11 protein-coding genes are annotated in these 19,382 nt (G+C 49.9%); 8 read left to right on the top strand and 3 right to left on the bottom strand.

The window, feature by feature from the left end:
* Window positions 1-9: 9 nt before the first annotated feature.
* From OEM52_07255 to OEM52_07245, 3 genes are all read right to left on the bottom strand, one after another.
* Window positions 10-1,668 (bottom strand): T9SS type A sorting domain-containing protein, encoded by a 1,659-nt coding sequence (locus OEM52_07255; protein MDK9699922.1) that lies wholly within the window; start codon window positions 1,666-1,668, stop codon window positions 10-12.
* Between the two features lie 258 nt (window positions 1,669-1,926).
* Complete coding sequence (locus OEM52_07250) at window positions 1,927-5,337, bottom strand: T9SS type A sorting domain-containing protein (protein MDK9699921.1); 3,411 nt, start codon at window positions 5,335-5,337, stop codon at window positions 1,927-1,929.
* Window positions 5,338-5,482: 145 nt separating this feature from the next.
* A complete protein-coding gene (locus OEM52_07245; protein MDK9699920.1) occupies window positions 5,483-5,935 on the bottom strand; it encodes a transcriptional repressor in 453 nt (150 codons plus the stop codon).
* 116 nt (window positions 5,936-6,051) lie between these two features.
* Here OEM52_07245 and OEM52_07240 point away from each other — a divergent pair, with 116 nt between their 5' ends.
* The 8 genes from OEM52_07240 to OEM52_07205 form a co-directional block, all read left to right on the top strand.
* Window positions 6,052-6,636, top strand: coding sequence for an isoprenylcysteine carboxylmethyltransferase family protein (locus OEM52_07240; protein ID MDK9699919.1), 585 nt, complete (start codon window positions 6,052-6,054; stop codon window positions 6,634-6,636).
* Between the two features lie 69 nt (window positions 6,637-6,705).
* Window positions 6,706-7,839 carry a lipid-A-disaccharide synthase gene (gene lpxB / locus OEM52_07235; GenBank protein MDK9699918.1) on the top strand — a complete coding sequence of 378 codons (1,134 nt, stop codon included), beginning with the start codon at window positions 6,706-6,708 and terminating at the stop codon, window positions 7,837-7,839.
* Window positions 7,836-8,516 carry a lysophospholipid acyltransferase family protein gene (locus tag OEM52_07230; GenBank protein ID MDK9699917.1) on the top strand — a complete coding sequence of 227 codons (681 nt, stop codon included), beginning with the start codon at window positions 7,836-7,838 and terminating at the stop codon, window positions 8,514-8,516. The genes lpxB and OEM52_07230 overlap by 4 nt, the downstream gene beginning before the upstream one ends.
* On the top strand, window positions 8,516-9,571 hold the full coding sequence (lpxK, locus tag OEM52_07225) for a tetraacyldisaccharide 4'-kinase (protein MDK9699916.1): 1,056 nt from the start codon (window positions 8,516-8,518) through the stop codon (window positions 9,569-9,571). The genes OEM52_07230 and lpxK overlap by 1 nt, the downstream gene beginning before the upstream one ends.
* Before the next feature lie 65 nt (window positions 9,572-9,636).
* Entirely contained in the window at window positions 9,637-10,119 is a 483-nt protein-coding gene (purE, locus tag OEM52_07220) for a 5-(carboxyamino)imidazole ribonucleotide mutase (GenBank protein ID MDK9699915.1), read from the top strand.
* On the top strand, window positions 10,116-11,243 hold the full coding sequence (locus OEM52_07215; protein MDK9699914.1) for a 5-(carboxyamino)imidazole ribonucleotide synthase: 1,128 nt from the start codon (window positions 10,116-10,118) through the stop codon (window positions 11,241-11,243). The genes purE and OEM52_07215 overlap by 4 nt, the downstream gene beginning before the upstream one ends.
* A gap of 1,022 nt (window positions 11,244-12,265) precedes the next feature.
* Window positions 12,266-16,444, top strand: a complete 4,179-nt coding sequence (locus OEM52_07210; protein ID MDK9699913.1) for a T9SS type A sorting domain-containing protein — start codon at window positions 12,266-12,268, stop codon at window positions 16,442-16,444.
* 254 nt (window positions 16,445-16,698) lie between these two features.
* On the top strand, window positions 16,699-19,382 hold a 2,684-nt coding region (locus OEM52_07205), incomplete at its 3' end, for an ADP-ribosylation factor-like protein (protein ID MDK9699912.1).

The following is a 19,382-nucleotide window of genomic DNA, read 5'->3' as shown; positions in this document are numbered from 1 at the left end:
TCTACGAAGTTACTTCACCAATTGGATCAGCTGGCTATTGCTAAAGCCCGGTGCATCCATCTTCACGATGTAGGAACCACTCGAAAGATGATCGGCGCGGAACGAAACCCGGTGCCAACCTGCTTTCAAATTCCCATTATGGAGATCGATTACCTTTTGTCCCAACATATTATAGAGGGCAAGTGTAACATCAGAGCTTCTCGGCACTGCAACTTTGAACGAGGTGGTTGCATTAAACGGATTCGGATACGCTTGTTCAAACCGATATTCTCCCGGAAGAGGTAGCTCGGTTGCATCGATGTTGCCAACGACAATTTGGAAAGCCGCATCGGAACTATCTTGGATTGCACGAATCGCTTCCGGCAGATAGGAGATGCGAATCCGTACATCATTGGCAGTTATCGATGGAACCAGCCACACTAACGAATCTCGTGCAATTTCAATCGGTTGCCATGATCCAAATAAGGAAGAATTCACTTCCACCAATACAGAATCGGTTAGAGTTGTACCTTCACTCCGCCATCGAATGGGATATAAAGAGTTTCCCTCGAGCAATTCGCCGCCATTCGGTTGCAGTAATTCTAATGTTGGCAAAAGGGAAAAACTCAGGCGCGACTCATCAAAGATGTTAGGGTCGGTTGTCGATTCGATACGCAATCGTGCGGTAGCGCCATTTGTGTAAGGTCCAGTGACGACCCACGCTTCATTCATGTCATTCGGTGTACTAGCGATAAGGGTGTCCCAAGTTCCCGTCGGATAATAGCGGTTGAGCAGGAAACGAACGTTTCCGGTCGCAATGGGTGACGTTTGCCATTGCAGTTGTGTTGTATCGCCAATTCGCAGAGCGTTATTCGCAAAGGGTTCTTGGAGACCAAAATGGGTGACATTGATTCGATCACTGATCACTTGAATTGCGGTATCAAGTACCGAACGAATCCGCACCCGTGATGTCAATCCGGTTACCGGAGCAGTGACCAACCAATTCTCACTGAAATCATTTGCCGTGCTATCGAACAAGGTTTCCCAATTTCCCAATGGATAGTTACGATTCAACGAAATCTGGACATTACCGGGAAAGGTTGCATTCGACCACCGGAAGAGAAAATTTGTTCCGATCACCAACCGGGAGAGATAAGTTGGATTGATCCATTGCAAGCCCGTTGTAACCCGCATTGTATCGGAGGAGATATTCCAAAAGTCAGTATCGCCATGCGGAACGACGAACAACAGTCCTTGGTTCAGTATCTCGTTGTAATAGGTACCAGAAGGAATTGGCGTGTTAAATGTTTCAAATGCCCGAAGGTAAAAATGTTGACCCTCATAGAGATAACCATCGACCCGCCACGGAATTGGAGTCGCTTGAAGCGATAGCGCAAATGTACCAATCATTTCCGATCCTGCTCCAATCCAATACGTGTTGTACAACCGATCATCTCCACCCGGCCTTCCATTCGCTAACGGGGGATCAATCCCATCTTGTAAAGAATCGACAATAACCTGAAAAAGACTCCTCTCAGCAAGTGGTTGTCCGAGGTGATTGCGGATGTAAGTGGGTTCAAAAGTCGTCGCATCAAATGTATAAATATTGATGGAAATCGGTTGTGCGAGTAGTAATGAGGAAAGAAAAAACAAGAAGAAGATGACAGAAAATACTGAGCGGTACTTCATGATTCTTCCCTTTCCAATTCGTGTAGTATGTCAATAATACATAACAATTAAGTTGATTGCGAGCGTTTTTCTTGTCCAGTGAAAAATATTTCGTAAGTGGTGGGTTATTAAGATTCTATTCATGGTGGATACGGGCTTCCAAGCCCGTAAAAAGAAATAGGGGCGTATTGCTACGCCCCTAAGATCATCAGTTGTTGGGTAGGGGTTCGATTTATCGAACCCTTACAGAAGAACGGGTTGGGAAACCCGTAACCACCATCACTTCACTAATTGGATCATCTGGCTGTTGGTGAAGCCCGGTGCATCCATCTTCACGATGTAGGAACCACTCGAAAGATGATCGCCACGGAACGAAACCCGGTGCCAACCTGCTTTCAAATTACCATTATGAAGATCGACCACTTTCTGACCCATCAAGTTGTATAGTGCAATACGAACATCGGCATTCTTCGGCACTGCAACTTTAAACGACGTGGTGGCATTGAAGGGATTCGGATAGGCATTGCCAAGAGCAAATACCTTCGGAATCTCGAGACCGAATTCATTGAGGCCATTCACAATGATGCTGAAGTTTGCATTGCTGGTGTCGGCGATTGTGTTAAACTGCATATAGCGGACGCGCATTCTTGCGGTGGTTGTGTTCGTTGTTCCGGTAACCGCCCAAACCAATATATCGGCATTACCTTCACTAACTAATTCCCACGTGCCGCTCGGATAATTGCGGTTTACATGTGCTTCGACGACCAATCCAGTACCGCCAATCCGGTTGAAGCGAATTGTATCGTTGATACCGGTTGTTAACGTTTCGCCACCGTTGGGACGGGTTAAGCGAATCTTCGGAACGATGCTGAAATTCGCATTGCTTGAGTCGGCGACTGTCGCGTCGGCGATTTGGACAACTCGAACTCTCGCATTAGCCGTTAACGGTTCAATAACAATCCAGGTTGTGGAATCGCTTGCAACCGATGCTGCGATGGGATCCCATGTTCCGGTCGGATAGTTCCGGTTGAGCTCAACACGAACAGGACCATTGAACGGATTTGAACGAGTCCATCGGATTCGTACGGTATCGCTCACTGCCCAGTTTTCACCGCCGTTCGGTGTCACAACTGTTACCGTTTGCGGAACGATACTAAAGTTGGTGTCGCTTACATCGGTTACGGTTGGGAATGCAACCGAAGTGATGCGAATTCGAGCATTCGTGGCAGCCGGACCGGAAACTGTCCAAACATAAGGTGACGCGATATACGAAGGCGTTGCTAATGTCGTCCACGTTCCAGTCGGATAGTTGCGATTCAATTCGATTGTGACATTACCTGTCACATTAGAGCTCGTCCAAGCGATATTCTGGGTCGAACCAATCATCCACGAAACATTGGTATTCGGCGCTGTTACCGTAATGGTCGGCGAAACAATTGAGAAGCTCGCACTGCTGGTATCGCCAATCGTCGTATCGGTAACGGATAGTATCCGAACGCGGGCGGTGGTTGACGCTGGGCCTGTTACCGTCCAGTTTTCCGTTGTATCGTTCGCGGTGCTGGCAAACAAGTTTTCCCAAGTTCCGGTTGGATAATCACGTTTCAATTGAATCCGAACGTTCCCGACGATGTCGGCGCTTGCCCAATTGATTGCATGCGAACTTCCAATGACCCAGCTTTCGCCGCCATTTGGAGTATGTATGGCGATAGTGGGAACACGCACAGTAAAGTTTGCGTTACTGGTGTCAGCTACCGTCGGAAAGGCAACGGAAGTGATGCGAACGCGGGCTACGTTCGTGAAAGGTCCCGTTACTGTCCAGGCGTGGGTGCCGTCATTCGTCGTGCCGGCGGCAATCGACTCCCAAGTCGCACCAGGATAGTTGCGGTTCAATTCGATGTTCACATTTCCGGTGAGACCAGTTGATGCCCAAGTGATGTTTTGATTGGAACCGACCAACCACGATTCCCCACCATTCGGCACATTAACAGTGATGGAACGTTGCGCAATCGTAAAGTTCACATTGCTCTCGTCGATGATTAAGGTGTCGACGGTAGACATGATGCGAAGACGGGCAGTGGTACTCGGCGAACCGGAGACTACCCACGTTTGAATACTATCGTTGGGGGTGTTATCGACGATTGTTGTCCATGAACCAGCAGGATATTCACGATTTAGTTGAATACGCATGGTGCCATTCAATGGCATATTGAAGCTATTGATCCAGGAGATGGTTTCGGTATCGCCGACATACCATGTCACGGCAGTGTTCGGTGCGGTAATAGCAACGGTCGATGGAGTAATCACAAAACTATTAGTGCTCATCGCCGTGATTGTCGGATCGGTAATCGAGGTAATCCGGAGGCGGGCAGTGGCGCCGGTTGTGCCGGGCATTGTCGCTGTCCAGCTCTCGACTAAATCGTTGGTTGTATTCGCAAACAGGGTTACCCACGTTCCGGTCGGATAGTTCCGATTCAATTCGATCCGAACGTTACCGGTAACAAACTGCGAAGCCCATGAGATACTGGTGGGATTCCATGTCCACACCGAGTCGGTCGTTCCGGTACCGGGATAAATATTGGAGAAGGAAGGTGAAGTAATCGTGAAGTTCGCATCGCTGGTATCACCGATAGCAGTACCCTGCATTACGCGAACCCGAGCAGTAGTAGAAACGGCTCCGGTAACGTTCCAGTTATATGTTCCAGCGGTTGCCAACGCTGTGCCTAATACTTCCCATGTTCCTGCCGGGTAGTTACGCTTGAGTTCGACATTGACGTTCCCGGTTAATCCGGTCGAAACCCAATTGATTGCATAGGGTGTTCCGACAACAGCAGTCTCGCCGCCGTTTGGTTGTGTCAATAAGAGACCTACATCGATAATTTGAAAGGTGCCACTGAGACCAAACGTACCGGGATCGACTACGGAAGAAACCCGAATCATGGCATTGGCGCTGGTTGGCGCGGTAGCGGTCCAGGCATAGCTGCCAGCCGAAGCGGCAGCGGTGGTCAGGGTCGTCCACGTACCATTCGGATAGTTCCGGTTGATTTCGACAGCCACATTACCGGTGACGCCAATGGCATTCCATTGAACGTTTAATACGTTGCCGACATTCACCTGCACACCTGTTAAGGGCGCTGTTACAACGATACCAGAAGTTCTCGCCCATACGTTATTCGTACTGTCTACTTGCGGCCAAAGCCAACCATCGACAAAATCAGCGCCGGTTGGGACGGTGGGCAAAACGCCACCGGCACGGGTGGAGGTTGCATACCATGTTCCCGGAGGAATCGTAGAGTCGGTGGTATTAAAGCCGCGAAGATAGAACTGTCGACCTGCGATCAGCATGTTCCGCCCAGCCTCTGCCTGACTGAATGCTGCTACCGTCGCATAAAATGCGCCGAGTTCCCCTTCCGTTCCAGCGCCGACCCGGAAGAAGCCGCACAGCCGGTCGTCACCGGTCGGAAGACCATTTGCCGATGGTGTGGAGATGCCATTGTTCAACGAATCTAAAATCACGTGAACAATACTCTCTAACGGCATAGCGGTTGTACCATTTTGCGTGCGCATTCGCGAAGCGACTTCACCGGTATTCATATCGAAATTTGTGATATCGACGGGAATTGGTTGTGCATTCGCTAACATCGTGAAGGCAAAAACTGCCATCAACATTAGGAACCATGTGCGACGAATCATTGTCGTCCCTTTCCTTTGCTTCTCAGTTCAACAGAGTGAATCATTTAGTTAACGTGTTACTGCAAAACTCTTTGGCTCTTAGCTCAGTAATATAACGCAAAAACTCGTTTGAAAGAATTGTAAACACGCCACTCAAAAAAAGACTTTACGGTTTTGTCCGGCAGTCCGGGCAAATTCCCACAATTTGGAATTGGTGTGCCACGATGTGAAATCCATGCTGTTCGGCAATTTTTCCTTGTAAATCTTCCAATTCCGAGTTGTAAAATTCGATGATTTTTCCACACTTTGTGCAGATGATATGATCGTGATGACCATCGGCTAAATCGCTGCGTTCGTAATTGGCATGCCCCGAACCAAAATCGACTTTGCGGGCAAGTCCTGCCTCCACAAGGTGACTAAGTGTTCGATACACGGTTGCCCGGGAAACATCAACTCCGTTTTGCCGGAGTTGATAGGATAGCTCATCGGCATTGATATGTCCAGAAAGTTTATTAACAGCGCGGAGAATGGCAAGCCGTTCCTCGGTTACCCGTAAACCCTTTCCCTGAAGAAACAATTTGAAACGCCGTTCGGCGTTGCCAATCGGTAGTGGTGGCATTTGTCCGAAACCTTCTCCCACACTATACTATACCAAGTATACGGCGGGAACACGAAAATATCAATGCGCCGCCATCATCAATCTATTAACTTTTCGATAATGCAAGGGAGTTTTCGATGGGGGATTTGCGTAACTTTGTTTTCCGGATTCGTTCGTTTACACCACTGCCGTTAGTAGGTGCGTTGCTTTACGTGGCAAGACCGACACCGCTATCGTTTGGCGTCGGTCTGTTGCTGATGGCAATGGGCGAAGGGATCCGGATCTGGGCAGTCGCACACATCGGCGGCGCGTCGCGAACCCGAGATGTCGGAGCGCCCTACCTGACAACCAGTGGTCCCTATGCGTATGTCCGAAATCCCCTCTACTTCGGGAATGTGCTACTGTATATCGGAGCGGCAACACTCGGAGGCGAGCAGCTCATTTGGCTACTACCAGTCACATTCTTCTACTTCTGGGTGCAGTACACGTTAATTATCTCCCTCGAAGAGGAGAAACTGGTGAAAGATTACGGCGAGAAGTATCAGGAGTATTGTAAACGGGTACCCCGCCTATTCCCAGTGAAAGGATATGTCACACCGCTGGATGAGCGCCCAAACGATTGGAACGGTGCATTGAAAAGCGAACGTTCCACCTTTACCAGCATTACTGTGATTCTCGCATTGATGATCGGATATGCCATCTGGCGCGGTCAAGGCTGGTAGTAACTACCGTACGACTGACATTCCTGTCAGTCGTCCTTGTTTTACATCGCAACACACGATTTCGATCACATGAACGTTTGCTTTCTTGCTGGCGAAACATCGGGCGACCTTCACGGGGCGGGGGTCGTTGCCGCTCTGCGTAAATTATCTCCGCATTGCGAATGTTGGGGGATGGGCGGTGAACGAATGCGGGAAGCCGGGTTAGAGGTCGTGGTCGATGCTCGCGAAATGGCAGTCATGGGGTTCATTGAAGTTTTTAAACACCTGCCCGTTATCAAACGCAACAACGATTTGTTACACCGGGAAGTGAAGCGTCGAAAACCGGATGTTGTAATCGCTATCGATTATCCCGGATTCAATCTCCGGTTTGCCCAATGGTTACGCACGGAGTTTTCCTCCGGGAACTACCGTCCGAAAACGTTAGGGTATATCAGTCCGCAAGTTTGGGCATGGAAAGCGGGTCGTATAAAACAGATTTCCGAGCGGTACGACGGTCTTGCGGTGGTCTTCCCGTTCGAGGTAGATACTTACAAAAATGCCCCGTTGGATGTACGATTCGTGGGACACCCCCTCCTCGAGGAGTTACCACTCGATTTATCGAAAACCGCAGCGAAAGCTAATCTCGGTGTAACTGGAAAACGGGTAATTGCGATGTTACCCGGCAGCCGGAAACAGGAAATTTTCCACCATACCCCAATCCTTACCGAAGCATTCCGGATGTTGCAAAAGAAACACCCCGATGTAATTGCCCTTGTTCCGGCATTGTCGGAATTGCCGCAGGAATGGTATCAACCCTTTGTCGATATTGGCGCGCGATTGGTATATGATGACGCATCCGTATCGATTGTCGCCGCCGATGCTGCCGCCGTTGCCAGCGGTACGGCAACCCTGCAAACCGCACTCTTGGGTACGCCATTGACCGTTCTTTACCGGACATCGCCGATTACGTTCGCTATCGGTAAACGCGTCGTGAAGGTTCCCTATATCGCCTTAGCAAATTTGGTTATGAACGATCTGGTTGCGCCGGAACGCATCCAAAACGATGCCACGCCGAAACGCCTCGCAAAAGATTTGAGCAATCTGATGGGCGAAGCCGGGGTCGAACAGGTGAAGAAGTTTGCAACCTTACGGAGTCGTCTGGGAGGAGTCGGTGCCTCGCAACGGGTCGCCGAATGGATTCTCGAATTGGCAGCGAAACAATGAGTAAACAGTTGACCCGATGGTTAAAGTTCGAACTATTGCCGCGGATTGCGACACTGCTGTTGAAAGCGTTTGCATGGTCGTGGCGCGTTGAGCAACTGGGTTACCCGAATCTCTCCTCGATCGATTCCACTTTATACGAACGAAAAATTGTCGCAGTATGGCACGGTCGGTTGCTATTGACTGCCTGCATTCTCCGGGATTGCGATATCCACGTCATCGTTTCCGATCATGACGATGGCGAGTTGGTCACCCGGGTTGTCGAACGATTGGGTTTTCATGCCGTTCGGGGCAGCTCGACCCGCGGCGGCGTGAAAGCGGCATTAGGCGCAGTCGATGCGATCACTGCCGGTAAAACCGGGGGGATGTTGCCCGACGGGCCACGCGGACCGCGGCATAAAGCGAAGTTAGGAACGGTGTGGCTTTCCCGCGAAGCGGATGCGTGGATTGTCCCTGTCTCCGGTTCGGCAAGTTCGGCATGGCAATTCGATAAATCCTGGGACAAAATGCTATTGCCTAAACCGTTCGCAAAAGTAAAATTTCTTATCGGCGAACCGTTGCCTCCACCACTCAATACAACCACCGACGCGATGAAGTCAGCGAACCGAAAATTAGAAGAAGTATTAACGAATGTCGAACACCGCACCGACCGCGAAGCGGGTAGAGCGAGTATAGCATAGTGCGCGTCCATTCACCGAAATGGCTGTATCCTCTCACCGCGCCGCTGGCTATCCTATACGGCGCCATCGTCAGCATCCGCAACCGCTTCTACGATAACGGCATCTTCTCCTCCTATGCGGCGGCGGTTCCTGTCATTAGTATTGGCGGCTTAACGGCTGGCGGTTCTTCGAAAACGCCGTTGTCAATTTGGACGCTTGCGCAATTGGAAAAACTTGGTGCAAAACCGGGCTTGTTATCCCGTGGTTATGGACGAAAGAGTAAATCGCCGGTGTGGGTCTCCCGTGGCGATGGTAGCGAACTACTCTCCGTAGAATTGAGCGGAGACGAGCCGCGGATGATTGCCGAGCGGTTCCCAAACATTCCGGTCTATTGCGATGCGAACCGCGTTCGTGGCGCGCATGCGTTGGTCGATGCTGGCTGTGACGTCATTGTCCTCGACGATGGTTTTCAACACCGGCGCATCAAACGAAATGTCGATTGGGTGATTCTTGATGCGACGTTACCACGATTAGCGTACCGCTATCTCCCCTTAGGATTTCTCCGGGAAGGGTTCTCCTCAATCAGCCGCGCCCAAGCATTATGGCTCCGGGTCGACAAAACCGCGACGGGAACGAAGTGGCAAACCGCAATCAAGAATATGGGGGTAACGATTCCGGTGGTTGCGTTTCGTACTCGCCCCAGTGAGTGGCGCCTCCAAGAACGAACGCTGCCGCTCGACGCGATGAAGAATAAAACCGTTTTCGCCTTCGCAGGGATTGCGCATCCCGAACGGTTCCGAGCATCGATTACAGCGTTAGGGGTAAAGGTTGTCGGAACACAGTTCTATCGCGACCATCATTTTTATACCCATAATGATCTTACCGCGCTGGAAGCGCAATTCCGTAGTAGCAGCGCTGAGTATCTCGTAACCACTGAAAAAGATTATGTGAAACTACCAGCAGTGTTTCGTTTGCTGCCGGTCGCAGTGTTGCGGGTCGATGTCGAACCGATGGGGGAAATTGCACCATTGCTGTCGCAACTGCGGGAAATCCTACCAAAGTCCTCCCCTCTATAATGCTTCTACTTTTGTACCACTATCTTTGTTTCTGTAGATTATAGATAATGCAAACGGGAGCGCGCATGAAACCAGTCATCGGCATCATCATGGGAAGCGTATCGGATAAAGAAACGCTGCAAGCGGCGGCGGATATGCTTACTGCATTAAACGTTCCGTTCGAGTGGCAGGTCGTTTCCGCCCATCGTACACCCGACCGGATGTTTGAATATGCAAAGACTGCGGAACAGCGCGGTATACAAGTGATTATCGCTGGCGCGGGTGGCGCTGCTCACTTACCCGGCATGACCGCTTCGCAAACGATTCTACCGGTGTTAGGTGTACCCGTCCCGAGCCGACATTTACAAGGACTCGATTCGCTGCTATCCATCGTACAGATGCCCGGTGGAGTTCCCGTCGGTACGCTTGCAATCGGACAAGCCGGTGCGAAGAACGCCGCGTTGCTTGCCTGCTCGATTCTTGCTCTGACCGATGAAGAATTGCGCGAACGGTTGCGTACCTGGCGGGAAAACCAAACAGCCGAGGTAACATCGGAGCCGTTGGCATGATGTCGTTGCAACCGGGCGACCGCGTCGGCATCGTCGGCGGCGGTCAATTAGGTAGAATGGCGGCATTCGCGGCACACCGGCTGGGACTCCGCGTTTCAGTACTCGATCCGGATCAAGACTGTCCCGCCTCGGCATGTGCCGATGTTACTGTCGCATCCTATAGTGATGGAGGTGCGATAGAAAAAATGACGCGCGATTGCAAGCTCATTACGTTTGAGTTTGAGAATCTCTCAGCGGACGCAATTCGCCAAGCGAGTTGTCCGGTGTTTCCCGATCCATCGGTCTTAGAAACGTGTCAATCGCGGGAATTGGAAAAAAACTTCCTGCGCAACTACGGATTCCCGGTTCCTAAATTCGCATTTCTTTCCCTCACGAGTTCCCCCCAACAAATCGAAGAGGTCTGTTCGTTGATCGGTTTCCCCGCAGTAGTGAAAACGATTCGGATGGGATATGACGGCAAGGGACAGTGGAAAGTATCTACCCGCGATGAGTTGCAGACAGTTCTACAGTCGATAACCGACGTCGTAATTCTTGAGCAGTTTGTTGATTTCGTAAGAGAGTGTTCGGTAATCGTTGCGCGTAATCTATCTGGTATAATTAAGTGCTTCCCGGTCGTTGAGAATCGTCACGCGAACCATATCCTCGATCTCACAATAGCGCCCGCTCCGCATCTGGAATATATCGCGCAACAAGCCGAAGCAATCGCAGTCGGCATTGCGGAACAGTTACAGTTGGTGGGACTACTCGCGGTCGAGTTATTTGAAACACAAAGCGGTGAATTGCTCGTCAACGAACTGGCACCCCGCCCTCACAATAGCGGGCATTGGTCGATAGAAGGGGCGCAATGTTCGCAATTTGAGCAACTATGGCGAGCGGTCGGAAACCTCCCGTTAGGCGATTCTACGCCGATTGCCGAGGAAGTGGCGATGGCGAATCTATTGGGCGAGCTCTGGCATCGCGGTGAACCGGAATGGCGAAAAGTCCTCGAGCTGCCGGGCATTCACCTCCATCTCTATGGGAAACGGGAGGCGCGTCCCGGCAGAAAAATGGGACACCTGACCGCAGTTGGCAAGGGCGCTTCCAAACAGGTTATCGCTGCACGTAAACTTCTTTGTGGAAAATGATAATTCTTGTATTACTTCATTCATTTGGAGACTGGCTAACTGGTTGTTGAATACCAACACTTGGCTCGCCAGCACTTCCGCTGTGGAAGTGCTCTCATACAAATTCGCGGCAACGCTTTGTGTTACTTTTTCGATGGCAATCAGTTCCAAATTCGCAGACTGAATACCTAATAGAATTTGTTCAGTCGAGCTCGGGGTATCCGCTCGGAAGCCGGCTGCTCATTAGTCGTCGCCTAAATCTCGCGCATTGAATCTGCCGATATATATGCCAACCCTAAACCTCTGTGGCAACAACCGCAAATCCTTTTCCGGTGTCCCCTGCCCCGTGCTGCTTCCCCCCGTAACCAATGTGTTGGAAATATCGCTTGAATTGCAATTCTAATGAGACAATTATAAGGTTCATTCGTGTTTTTTTTTATTGTACTGTTTGAGCTCGCTCTATATCAATTAGTTATCTCAACTTTAATTATTCTTAAATACAATGCTCTTGAATTTTGATATTAGCGTCGACTAATGTGAGCATTTGTTGATGAATATTCATAATAATTGTTTTACTCACCGCTTCGATTGTTTTGTTGTTTGTCAACTTAGTTGACGATAGTCATCACCAACCATTCTCAGATTATTTTTGCTCATCGGTCGAAATATTCTCAGGTTAGATTGGGGGGTATATTTTTTCATAAATGTGACTTATGTCATTGATTTATCAAGTATTATGGAATACTTTATTAGCATGGTCGGGATGGTGTCGATATGCCGGATCTCTGTGTGTTAAAAAAGATTGATCGGGAAAAACCGGTAGACGATGGATGATAATTAAATTGGTAATTCTACTACAAATTCATTCTTCGATGATGACTCACTATCAGCAATTTCAAAAAATCATGTTAAGTCCTCTACTCATTTTGTCGAAGAGTGAGTAGAGACCTTCTGTTTCGACTCTGCAAGGTTCCCGCAACAACTCAGCAAGGGACTGGTCTTTTGAATGGCAGTTGTCTGAGTACAATATAAATGGAGGAGTAATGCAAAAACTCTTGACAAAGTCAATCGTCACGGTGTTTTTGACGATACTGGCGTTCGCTGTGGGAGTTGCCCAGGCGGACAATCGTGTTTACCCGTCGGTTACGACGAACTGGCCGCGTCTTCATGGCGCGTCTGGAACGAAGCAAACCGCTGTATTTGGATATCGGGTTGGTGCAGACGACTACGACTTCGCTGGTCAAAGCGTTATCACTAGCCAACGCGCCGCTGCATTGCTCTCTTTGGTGCCCTCGACCGGAGTAACAACGCCCGTCACATTCACGGATGGCTCAGCGGCAAACTTCGATATCACATCCGGCGTTGTACCACTAACGAATGGTAACTACGCATGGTTTGGCGAGAAATTGGTTTCCACAATCGATACCCGCGGCTCGATCTTCTTCCGAACGAGCGCAGGTGTTGCAGTAACTGGTGTGCATACTTTTGGAACGACGAATACTATTACTCGTTTCAATAAGGCAATTCAACTGACCGGTTCGACCTACAATACGAAGTTGGCGCTGGTTGGTTATACCACTCAAGCAACCGGGGCCGGCGCAGGCGATGTCTATTATGCCCGTACCACGATTGGTTCCACCATCACTGCTGAACGGGTTGCGACGATTGGTACAACTGATCAAGAAGAAGGCTATGCCATCGTCCAAGTATCCGATACAACGATTGCCATCGCTGGTCGGCAAAAATCGGGTACAAACAATAACTTCTATGTAAAGCTGATTAATATTTCCGATGGTACCGCCGTTTCCAGTTTCACTCTTTCCGGTGCCGCTGGAACTGGTGACGATGATGCGATTCGTGACCTATTAGTCGATGGTAACGGTGACTTAGTGCTGATCGGCACGAGCGGTACCGGTACCGGTCGCGTTGGCTATGTTGCGAAAATCGACGCCGCAACCGGCGCATTGGTAGCGGGCTACGAATTCACTACCACCGAAACCGATGTTGAATTATATGATGCAGAATTAATGAGTGACGGTCACATTGTGGTTACCGGTCGCCAAGGTGGCGATCTGTACTTGGCAGAAATTCAGGACAACGGTACTGCTTACGTTTCCGATTGGGCGCATGCCTACGATTCCGGCAGAACCGGTGACATCGGCTACTTCATCAATGTCGAATCCGATTCGACGATTTTGGTGGCAGGCGTTGGTAACGATACTGGCTCCTCGACCGACGCGGCATTTTGGTTGTTTGATGCTCCGGCACTGCAATCCAACGCGAATCCTACCGCATTTGATTTATTAACCCCCGCCGATAGCGTTAACGTTGCGTTAACCCCGACCTTAACTTGGGAAGCATCTACCGATACGCTACTCGGTTATGAAGTCACCTACGAACTTACGTGGGCAGACAATTCGGCATTTTCCGATTGCACCGTCGTTGCTGACATTGCAGCGGAAACGTACACCTTCGGAACCGATCTCGCCAATGACCAAATCTATTACTGGAAAGTTAAGGCATTGGATGGAACCGGTTATGAGACGGAATGTAATCAAGCTCCTGATGGAATTTGCTTCTTTACCTACGTACATCCGACGGCATTCAACCTGCTTACCCCGGCTGACAGCGCATCGGTATCGCTTACACCGACGCTCACGTGGGAAGCAGCAACCGATACCGTGGCGAGTTCAGCGATTACCTACGAACTCACCTGGGCTGATAACTCAGCATTTTCCGACTGTACCGTAGTAACCGGTATCAGCGGCGAATCGTATGAATTTACTAGTGGTCTTGTGGTTGGTGGCATGTACTACTGGAAAGTCAAAGCCATCGACGCCGATGGAAATGAAACGTTGTGTGAACAGGATCCCGATGGCTGGTGCTTCTTTACACCGGAACCACCACCAGACGCCTTGAGCGTTACGATCAATTCCACAGTCGAATCGACGGTTCCGTATTACGATAATGCAAATATTGCCGGCTTCGATCCATTGGCAGAGAATGCATTTGATGCCTACGATATTCCGGAACCACCGGTACTCGGCGACAACTACGTTCAAACGTACATCTACGAAAGTGGGTTTACTGGATTCCGTCAGAAATTAACGCAAGATATGCGTTCCACAGTTGGCAATGATTTCACCGCGAATTCTTACATCTTTAGAATTCGTACGGTAACCGATCAAGCTGATAGTGTTGCGTTATCCTTCGACGTTACGACCAATAACACGGATAACCTCCCGGTCGTCTTCTGGAACGGTACTGACTACCAAAACATGCTCGGCGCTACGGGTGCAAGTACGAATTACAAGTACTTGGCAGCCGGTTCAACTGGTTCACCTGAAACCATGAATTTTGCCGTATTGATCGGTGACGAAACAGCTCCGGTTGTTACCCCGGTGTTCCCCGCCGCCGACAGTTCCTCGGAAATTGCCAAGAGCAGTGTGTCGACGCTTGAGATTTCCGTCGACAATACGAGCCCGATTCGTCGCACCTACATCTCGTTCTCGCCGGAGCCGGATTCGACCGGCAGCGTTCCGAACGATCCGCGCGAAAACTGGACACAGCTTGCGAATATGCCGGCTGTGCCGACTACGCCCGACGATCCGACGGATGGTATTGTCAATGCGAACTTGACGTTTGATTGGTCCCCCTATGCGGACGATCCAGCGCTTTTCGCAAGCTCTACCGATGTTTTCCCGGAAGCGCAACTTCGTTTCATTACCGAAGATTGGGCAGGAAACATTGACACAACGTTTGTCAGTTTCGCGATTGTTCCGGATGGCTTCAGCTACACTGGCGACTATGCCGCTGGTTGGCATTTAATCTCGGTTCCGCTTGATCCCGATGGCAGCACGCCGGCAGAAGTCTTCTTGACTCATACCGGTAATGACAGCGGAATCGCCGGTGGCTTCTCGATGTTCGAGTATTCACTGGGCGGTGGCTATGTACAACCGTCGACGGTGGCGATTGCCAAGGGTTACTGGTTGGTTCTGAACGAAGACAACACAACTGCTGAGAGCAATTCTGGTCTCGGTCGGGTGTATGGCGTCGTTCCGGGTGCAACCGATAACGTCGATCTCGCATTAGATTCCGCATCCGCCAACTTGATTGGCGTAACTGTCAGAAACGAAGACCTCGCCGGCAACGGTTTGCAAGCCAACGATTGGCTCTTCTCCGACGACAACTTCTCGACGACGTTAACTTGGGATGAAGCAGTCACGGCGACTTGGATCGATGTGACTTCCTTCAAGTCCTATGACAACGCCGGTGGCGATTTCACCGCGACTATCGATCCTGCGGATACCCTAGTTCCAGGTGTCGGTTACCTATTACGGTCAGGCGATTTCGCTGGCATCGAGATGCGTACCCGTCGCGACTCTGCTGCTATCGACATTGCCAATCCCGGCAATCCCGGCAATGGCCGCAATGGCGGCAACATCGTGAATGCGACCGATGAATTTACCGGCGAGTGGTTTGTTCCGATCCGCATGGCGATTGGACCATACTACAACGATTTATCCGGTATTGGCTGTCGTGAAGGCGCGACTGCAGGTTGGGATAACGGTATCGATGTAACAGCGCCGCCGCTTCCCCCGTCGGGAAATTACGTCCGCGCTGTCGTCGATGGTCAATCGTGGGGTTCGCCGTTTGGTCGCTACTTTGTGACCGACGTCCGCGCACCGTTCGATGAATCGTTTACCTCCGCATCGTGGGACTTCCGGGTCAACGCTTCGGAAAATGGCACCATCACCATGACGTTTGATGTCGCTTCCTTGGCGGAATACGACGTACCGGACAACTTCCGCGCCGTAGCTACTGTGAATGGTGAAACCTTCAATCTCGTCCAATCGAATGTCGTTACGTTCAACTATACCGGCGGCGTTGTAATCGTTCATATTACTGCTTCGCTGGATGGCACTGGTACGACCGAACCGACGGACTTGTTACCGAAGGTATTCTCAATCGTGAATTCGTATCCGAATCCGTTTAACCCGGTGACTTCAGTTCGTATCGGTCTCCCCGATGCATCGAAACTGCAAGTTGCCGTGTACAATACACTCGGACGACAAGTGGCAATGCTCGCGGATGGTAAATTCGCGGCGGGTTACCACAACTTTACATTTGATGCGCATTCCCTCGCCAGCGGTGTGTACTTCGTACGCGCAATGGCGCCGGGTAAAGCCCAACAAATCAAGCGAGTCGTTCTGATCCGGTAACGAATCGACCACATCGAATCAATCGATGAAAAGAACCTCTTCGGGTGTTGGCGCAAGCTTCCCCGAAGAGGTTTTTTTGCTCGGTGAGGAGAAGTGGCATACCAAAAGACAGGGTTGTATAACCGGGTTAGTACCAGTCATGGCAGTGAATTACGCCGGGAAAATTAAAAAATTGGCAAAAAATGATTGAATAGAAAAGCAACACAATGTATATTCACTTGTGTAAAACAATCCCAACAACAATGGAACGAATCATGTCCCCTACCGAGAAATCAAAGCAATCGAAACCTGCACTGGAACTACAACCGGAACCACAACCACGAAAAGACCATCCCGTGCTGCTTGCTACGCTTAAAGGCCACACAAATCACACATTTTGTGTGGCAATTACACCCGATGGGAAACGCATCGTATCGGGAAGCGGGGACAACACTCTCAAAGTGTGGGATAGTAAATCCTATCAACTACTTGCCACTCTGAATGGTCACACCGATTATGTGCGGTGTGTCGAAATCACTCCCGATGGAAAACGAATCGTATCGGGAAGCGATGACAAAACCCTCAAAGTTTGGGATTGCGAATCCTTCCAACTGCATACCACCCTCAAAGGTCACACCAAATGGGTGCGGTGTGTTGAGATCACTCCCGATGGGAAACGAATCGTATCGGGAAGCGAAGACCAGACCATCAAAGTTTGGGATAGTCAAACCTATCAATTACTCACCACCCTCGAAGGTCACACCAATACAGTTCGGTTTGTTCCAATCACTCCCGATGGAAAACGAATCGTTTCGGGAAGTTCTGACTATACAGTCAAAGTATGGGACAGTGAAACCTATCAACTGCTCAAGACCCTCAAAGGTCACACAAAACGGGTATGGGGTGTTGCGATCACCCCCGATGGGAAACGAATCGTATCGGGTAGCGCTGACTATACTATCAAAGTTTGGGATAGTGAAACCTATCAATTACTCACCACCCTCGAAGGTCACACTAGTGATGTAAACTGTGTCTCGATAACACCCGATGGGAAACACATTGTATCGGGAAGTGACGATCATACTATCAAAATTTGGGATAGCGAAACCTATCAACTACTCGCTACACTCGAAGGTCACATTCTACGGGTTTGGAGTGTCGCAATCACCCCCGATGGGAAACAAATCGTATCGGGAAGCTCTGACAATACCATCAAAGTTTGGGATTTTGAGCTCGCGTTACAATTGGCGGGGGTAGAACCCGAGAAGAAGCAGAGAAAATATACTTCCGCAAAAATTGTGCTGCTAGGCGATACTGGGGTAGGGAAGACGGCGCTTGCGAATCGGTTAGTGAGCAATACCTATCAAGCTACCGAATCGACCCATGAGATGAAAATCCATAAGCTCGAGTTACCCGATGGCGATGAAATAAATGAGTTAGAGCGGGAAGCATGGCTGTGGGATTTCGCCGGGCAAGCCGATTATAAACTCACGACGCAACTCTTTCTCAATGAAACGACCGCCGCACTTTTAGTTTTTAACCCCCAAGACCGGGACCCCTTTCCTATAGTATCGGAATGGCAGAAAATACTTTCTAAAGCGAAGATCGATCCGGTCGTAAAGTTATTGGTCGCCGGGCGCTGTGAGCGTGGCGGCCCCATCGTAAGTCACAAAGCTATTCAAGATTTCGTTACCCAACAAGCCTTAAACGGATTTTACATCACCAGTGCGAAAACAGGGCTTGGCATTCCCGAGTTATTACAAGCGATTCACGATAAAATCCCGTGGCAAACGATGTCCTTCACTGTTTCCCCGGAAATCTTCAAGCGCATTAAAGACGATATCTTTAAGCTTCGTAAAGAACTCCCTGCGCCAATAATTACCCGACAGGCATTACAAGCGCTTCTAATCGAACGACTCAAAGACGAAGACGGGGTAAAAAGTTCACTTGACGCTGTCCTCAGCATTCTCGAAGGACAAGGGGTTGTGATTTGTTTCCCGTTTGGTGATTTAGTTCTCTTGTTGCCGGAGCTGCTCAATGGCTATGCGGCAACGGTGATGCAAAACGCCCGCCAACACACTGACGAGTTAGGATGCGTTAGTGAAAACGCTGTACTCGAAGGAAAACTCGATTATCAGGATTTCAAGCGGCTCGCGAACAAGGAGGATGAAAAACTCCTTCTGACCGCGATGTTAAAGCTCTTCAACGATAAAGCGCTTTGTTTGCGGGAAGACACGAAAAACGGAACGATGTTAGTGTTTCCTTCCTACTTCCGGCGCGAACGTCCTGACAAAGCTGAGTATCCTGACATTCTCGTCACCTACTCGTTTACGGGGCCGCTGGAAGAAATCTATGCATCGCTCGTCGTTCGTCTCACCTATTCCGGCGTCGTCGAGAAAGATCAACTCTGGCATTACGCCGCCGACTTCAAAACCGAAACCGGCTTGCAAGCCGGAATCGCGATGAAGGATTGCGGCGAAGGGAAAGCGGAATTAGTCGTCTATTTCGATTCCCGGGTCGAACTCGATACCAAGATTGTTTTCATCCGTTTTGTCCACGACCACTTACACAAGATGGCGCATGACGTTATTCGTGTTCGCACCTATCAATGCAAAACCTGTCATTACGTTTTAGATTTAACCGCAATTTCGAAACGAGTCAAGGATGGAAAGAGCGATATTGGTTGCCCGGTTTGCGATTCGCGGGTGAATTTAAACGATATCATCGAGCAGAAGTTCAACTCCGACCTCTTTGAAAAGCGCGTTCGAGAAATGGAAGAAACCGCGCAGATCGTTCTCGATAATCAAAGCAAAGAACTGATTCTCATCGGTAATATGTTCGTGATCGCCGGGGAAGCGAACCAAATCTTCCGACCAACAATCATTGCCGATTGGGGTGTCGATGGCGAGATCGAGTTTAAGAAGCCGGACAAAGACGAGAAGGGCAATGACATCGAAAT

The sequence above is a fragment of the bacterium genome (assembly GCA_030247525.1).
In the GTDB taxonomy this organism is placed as follows: Bacteria; Electryoneota; JAOADG01; order JAOADG01; family JAOADG01; genus JAOTSC01.
The sequence above is the reverse complement of the archived record's forward strand: the minus strand, read 5'-3'. Positions and strand labels throughout refer to the sequence as shown.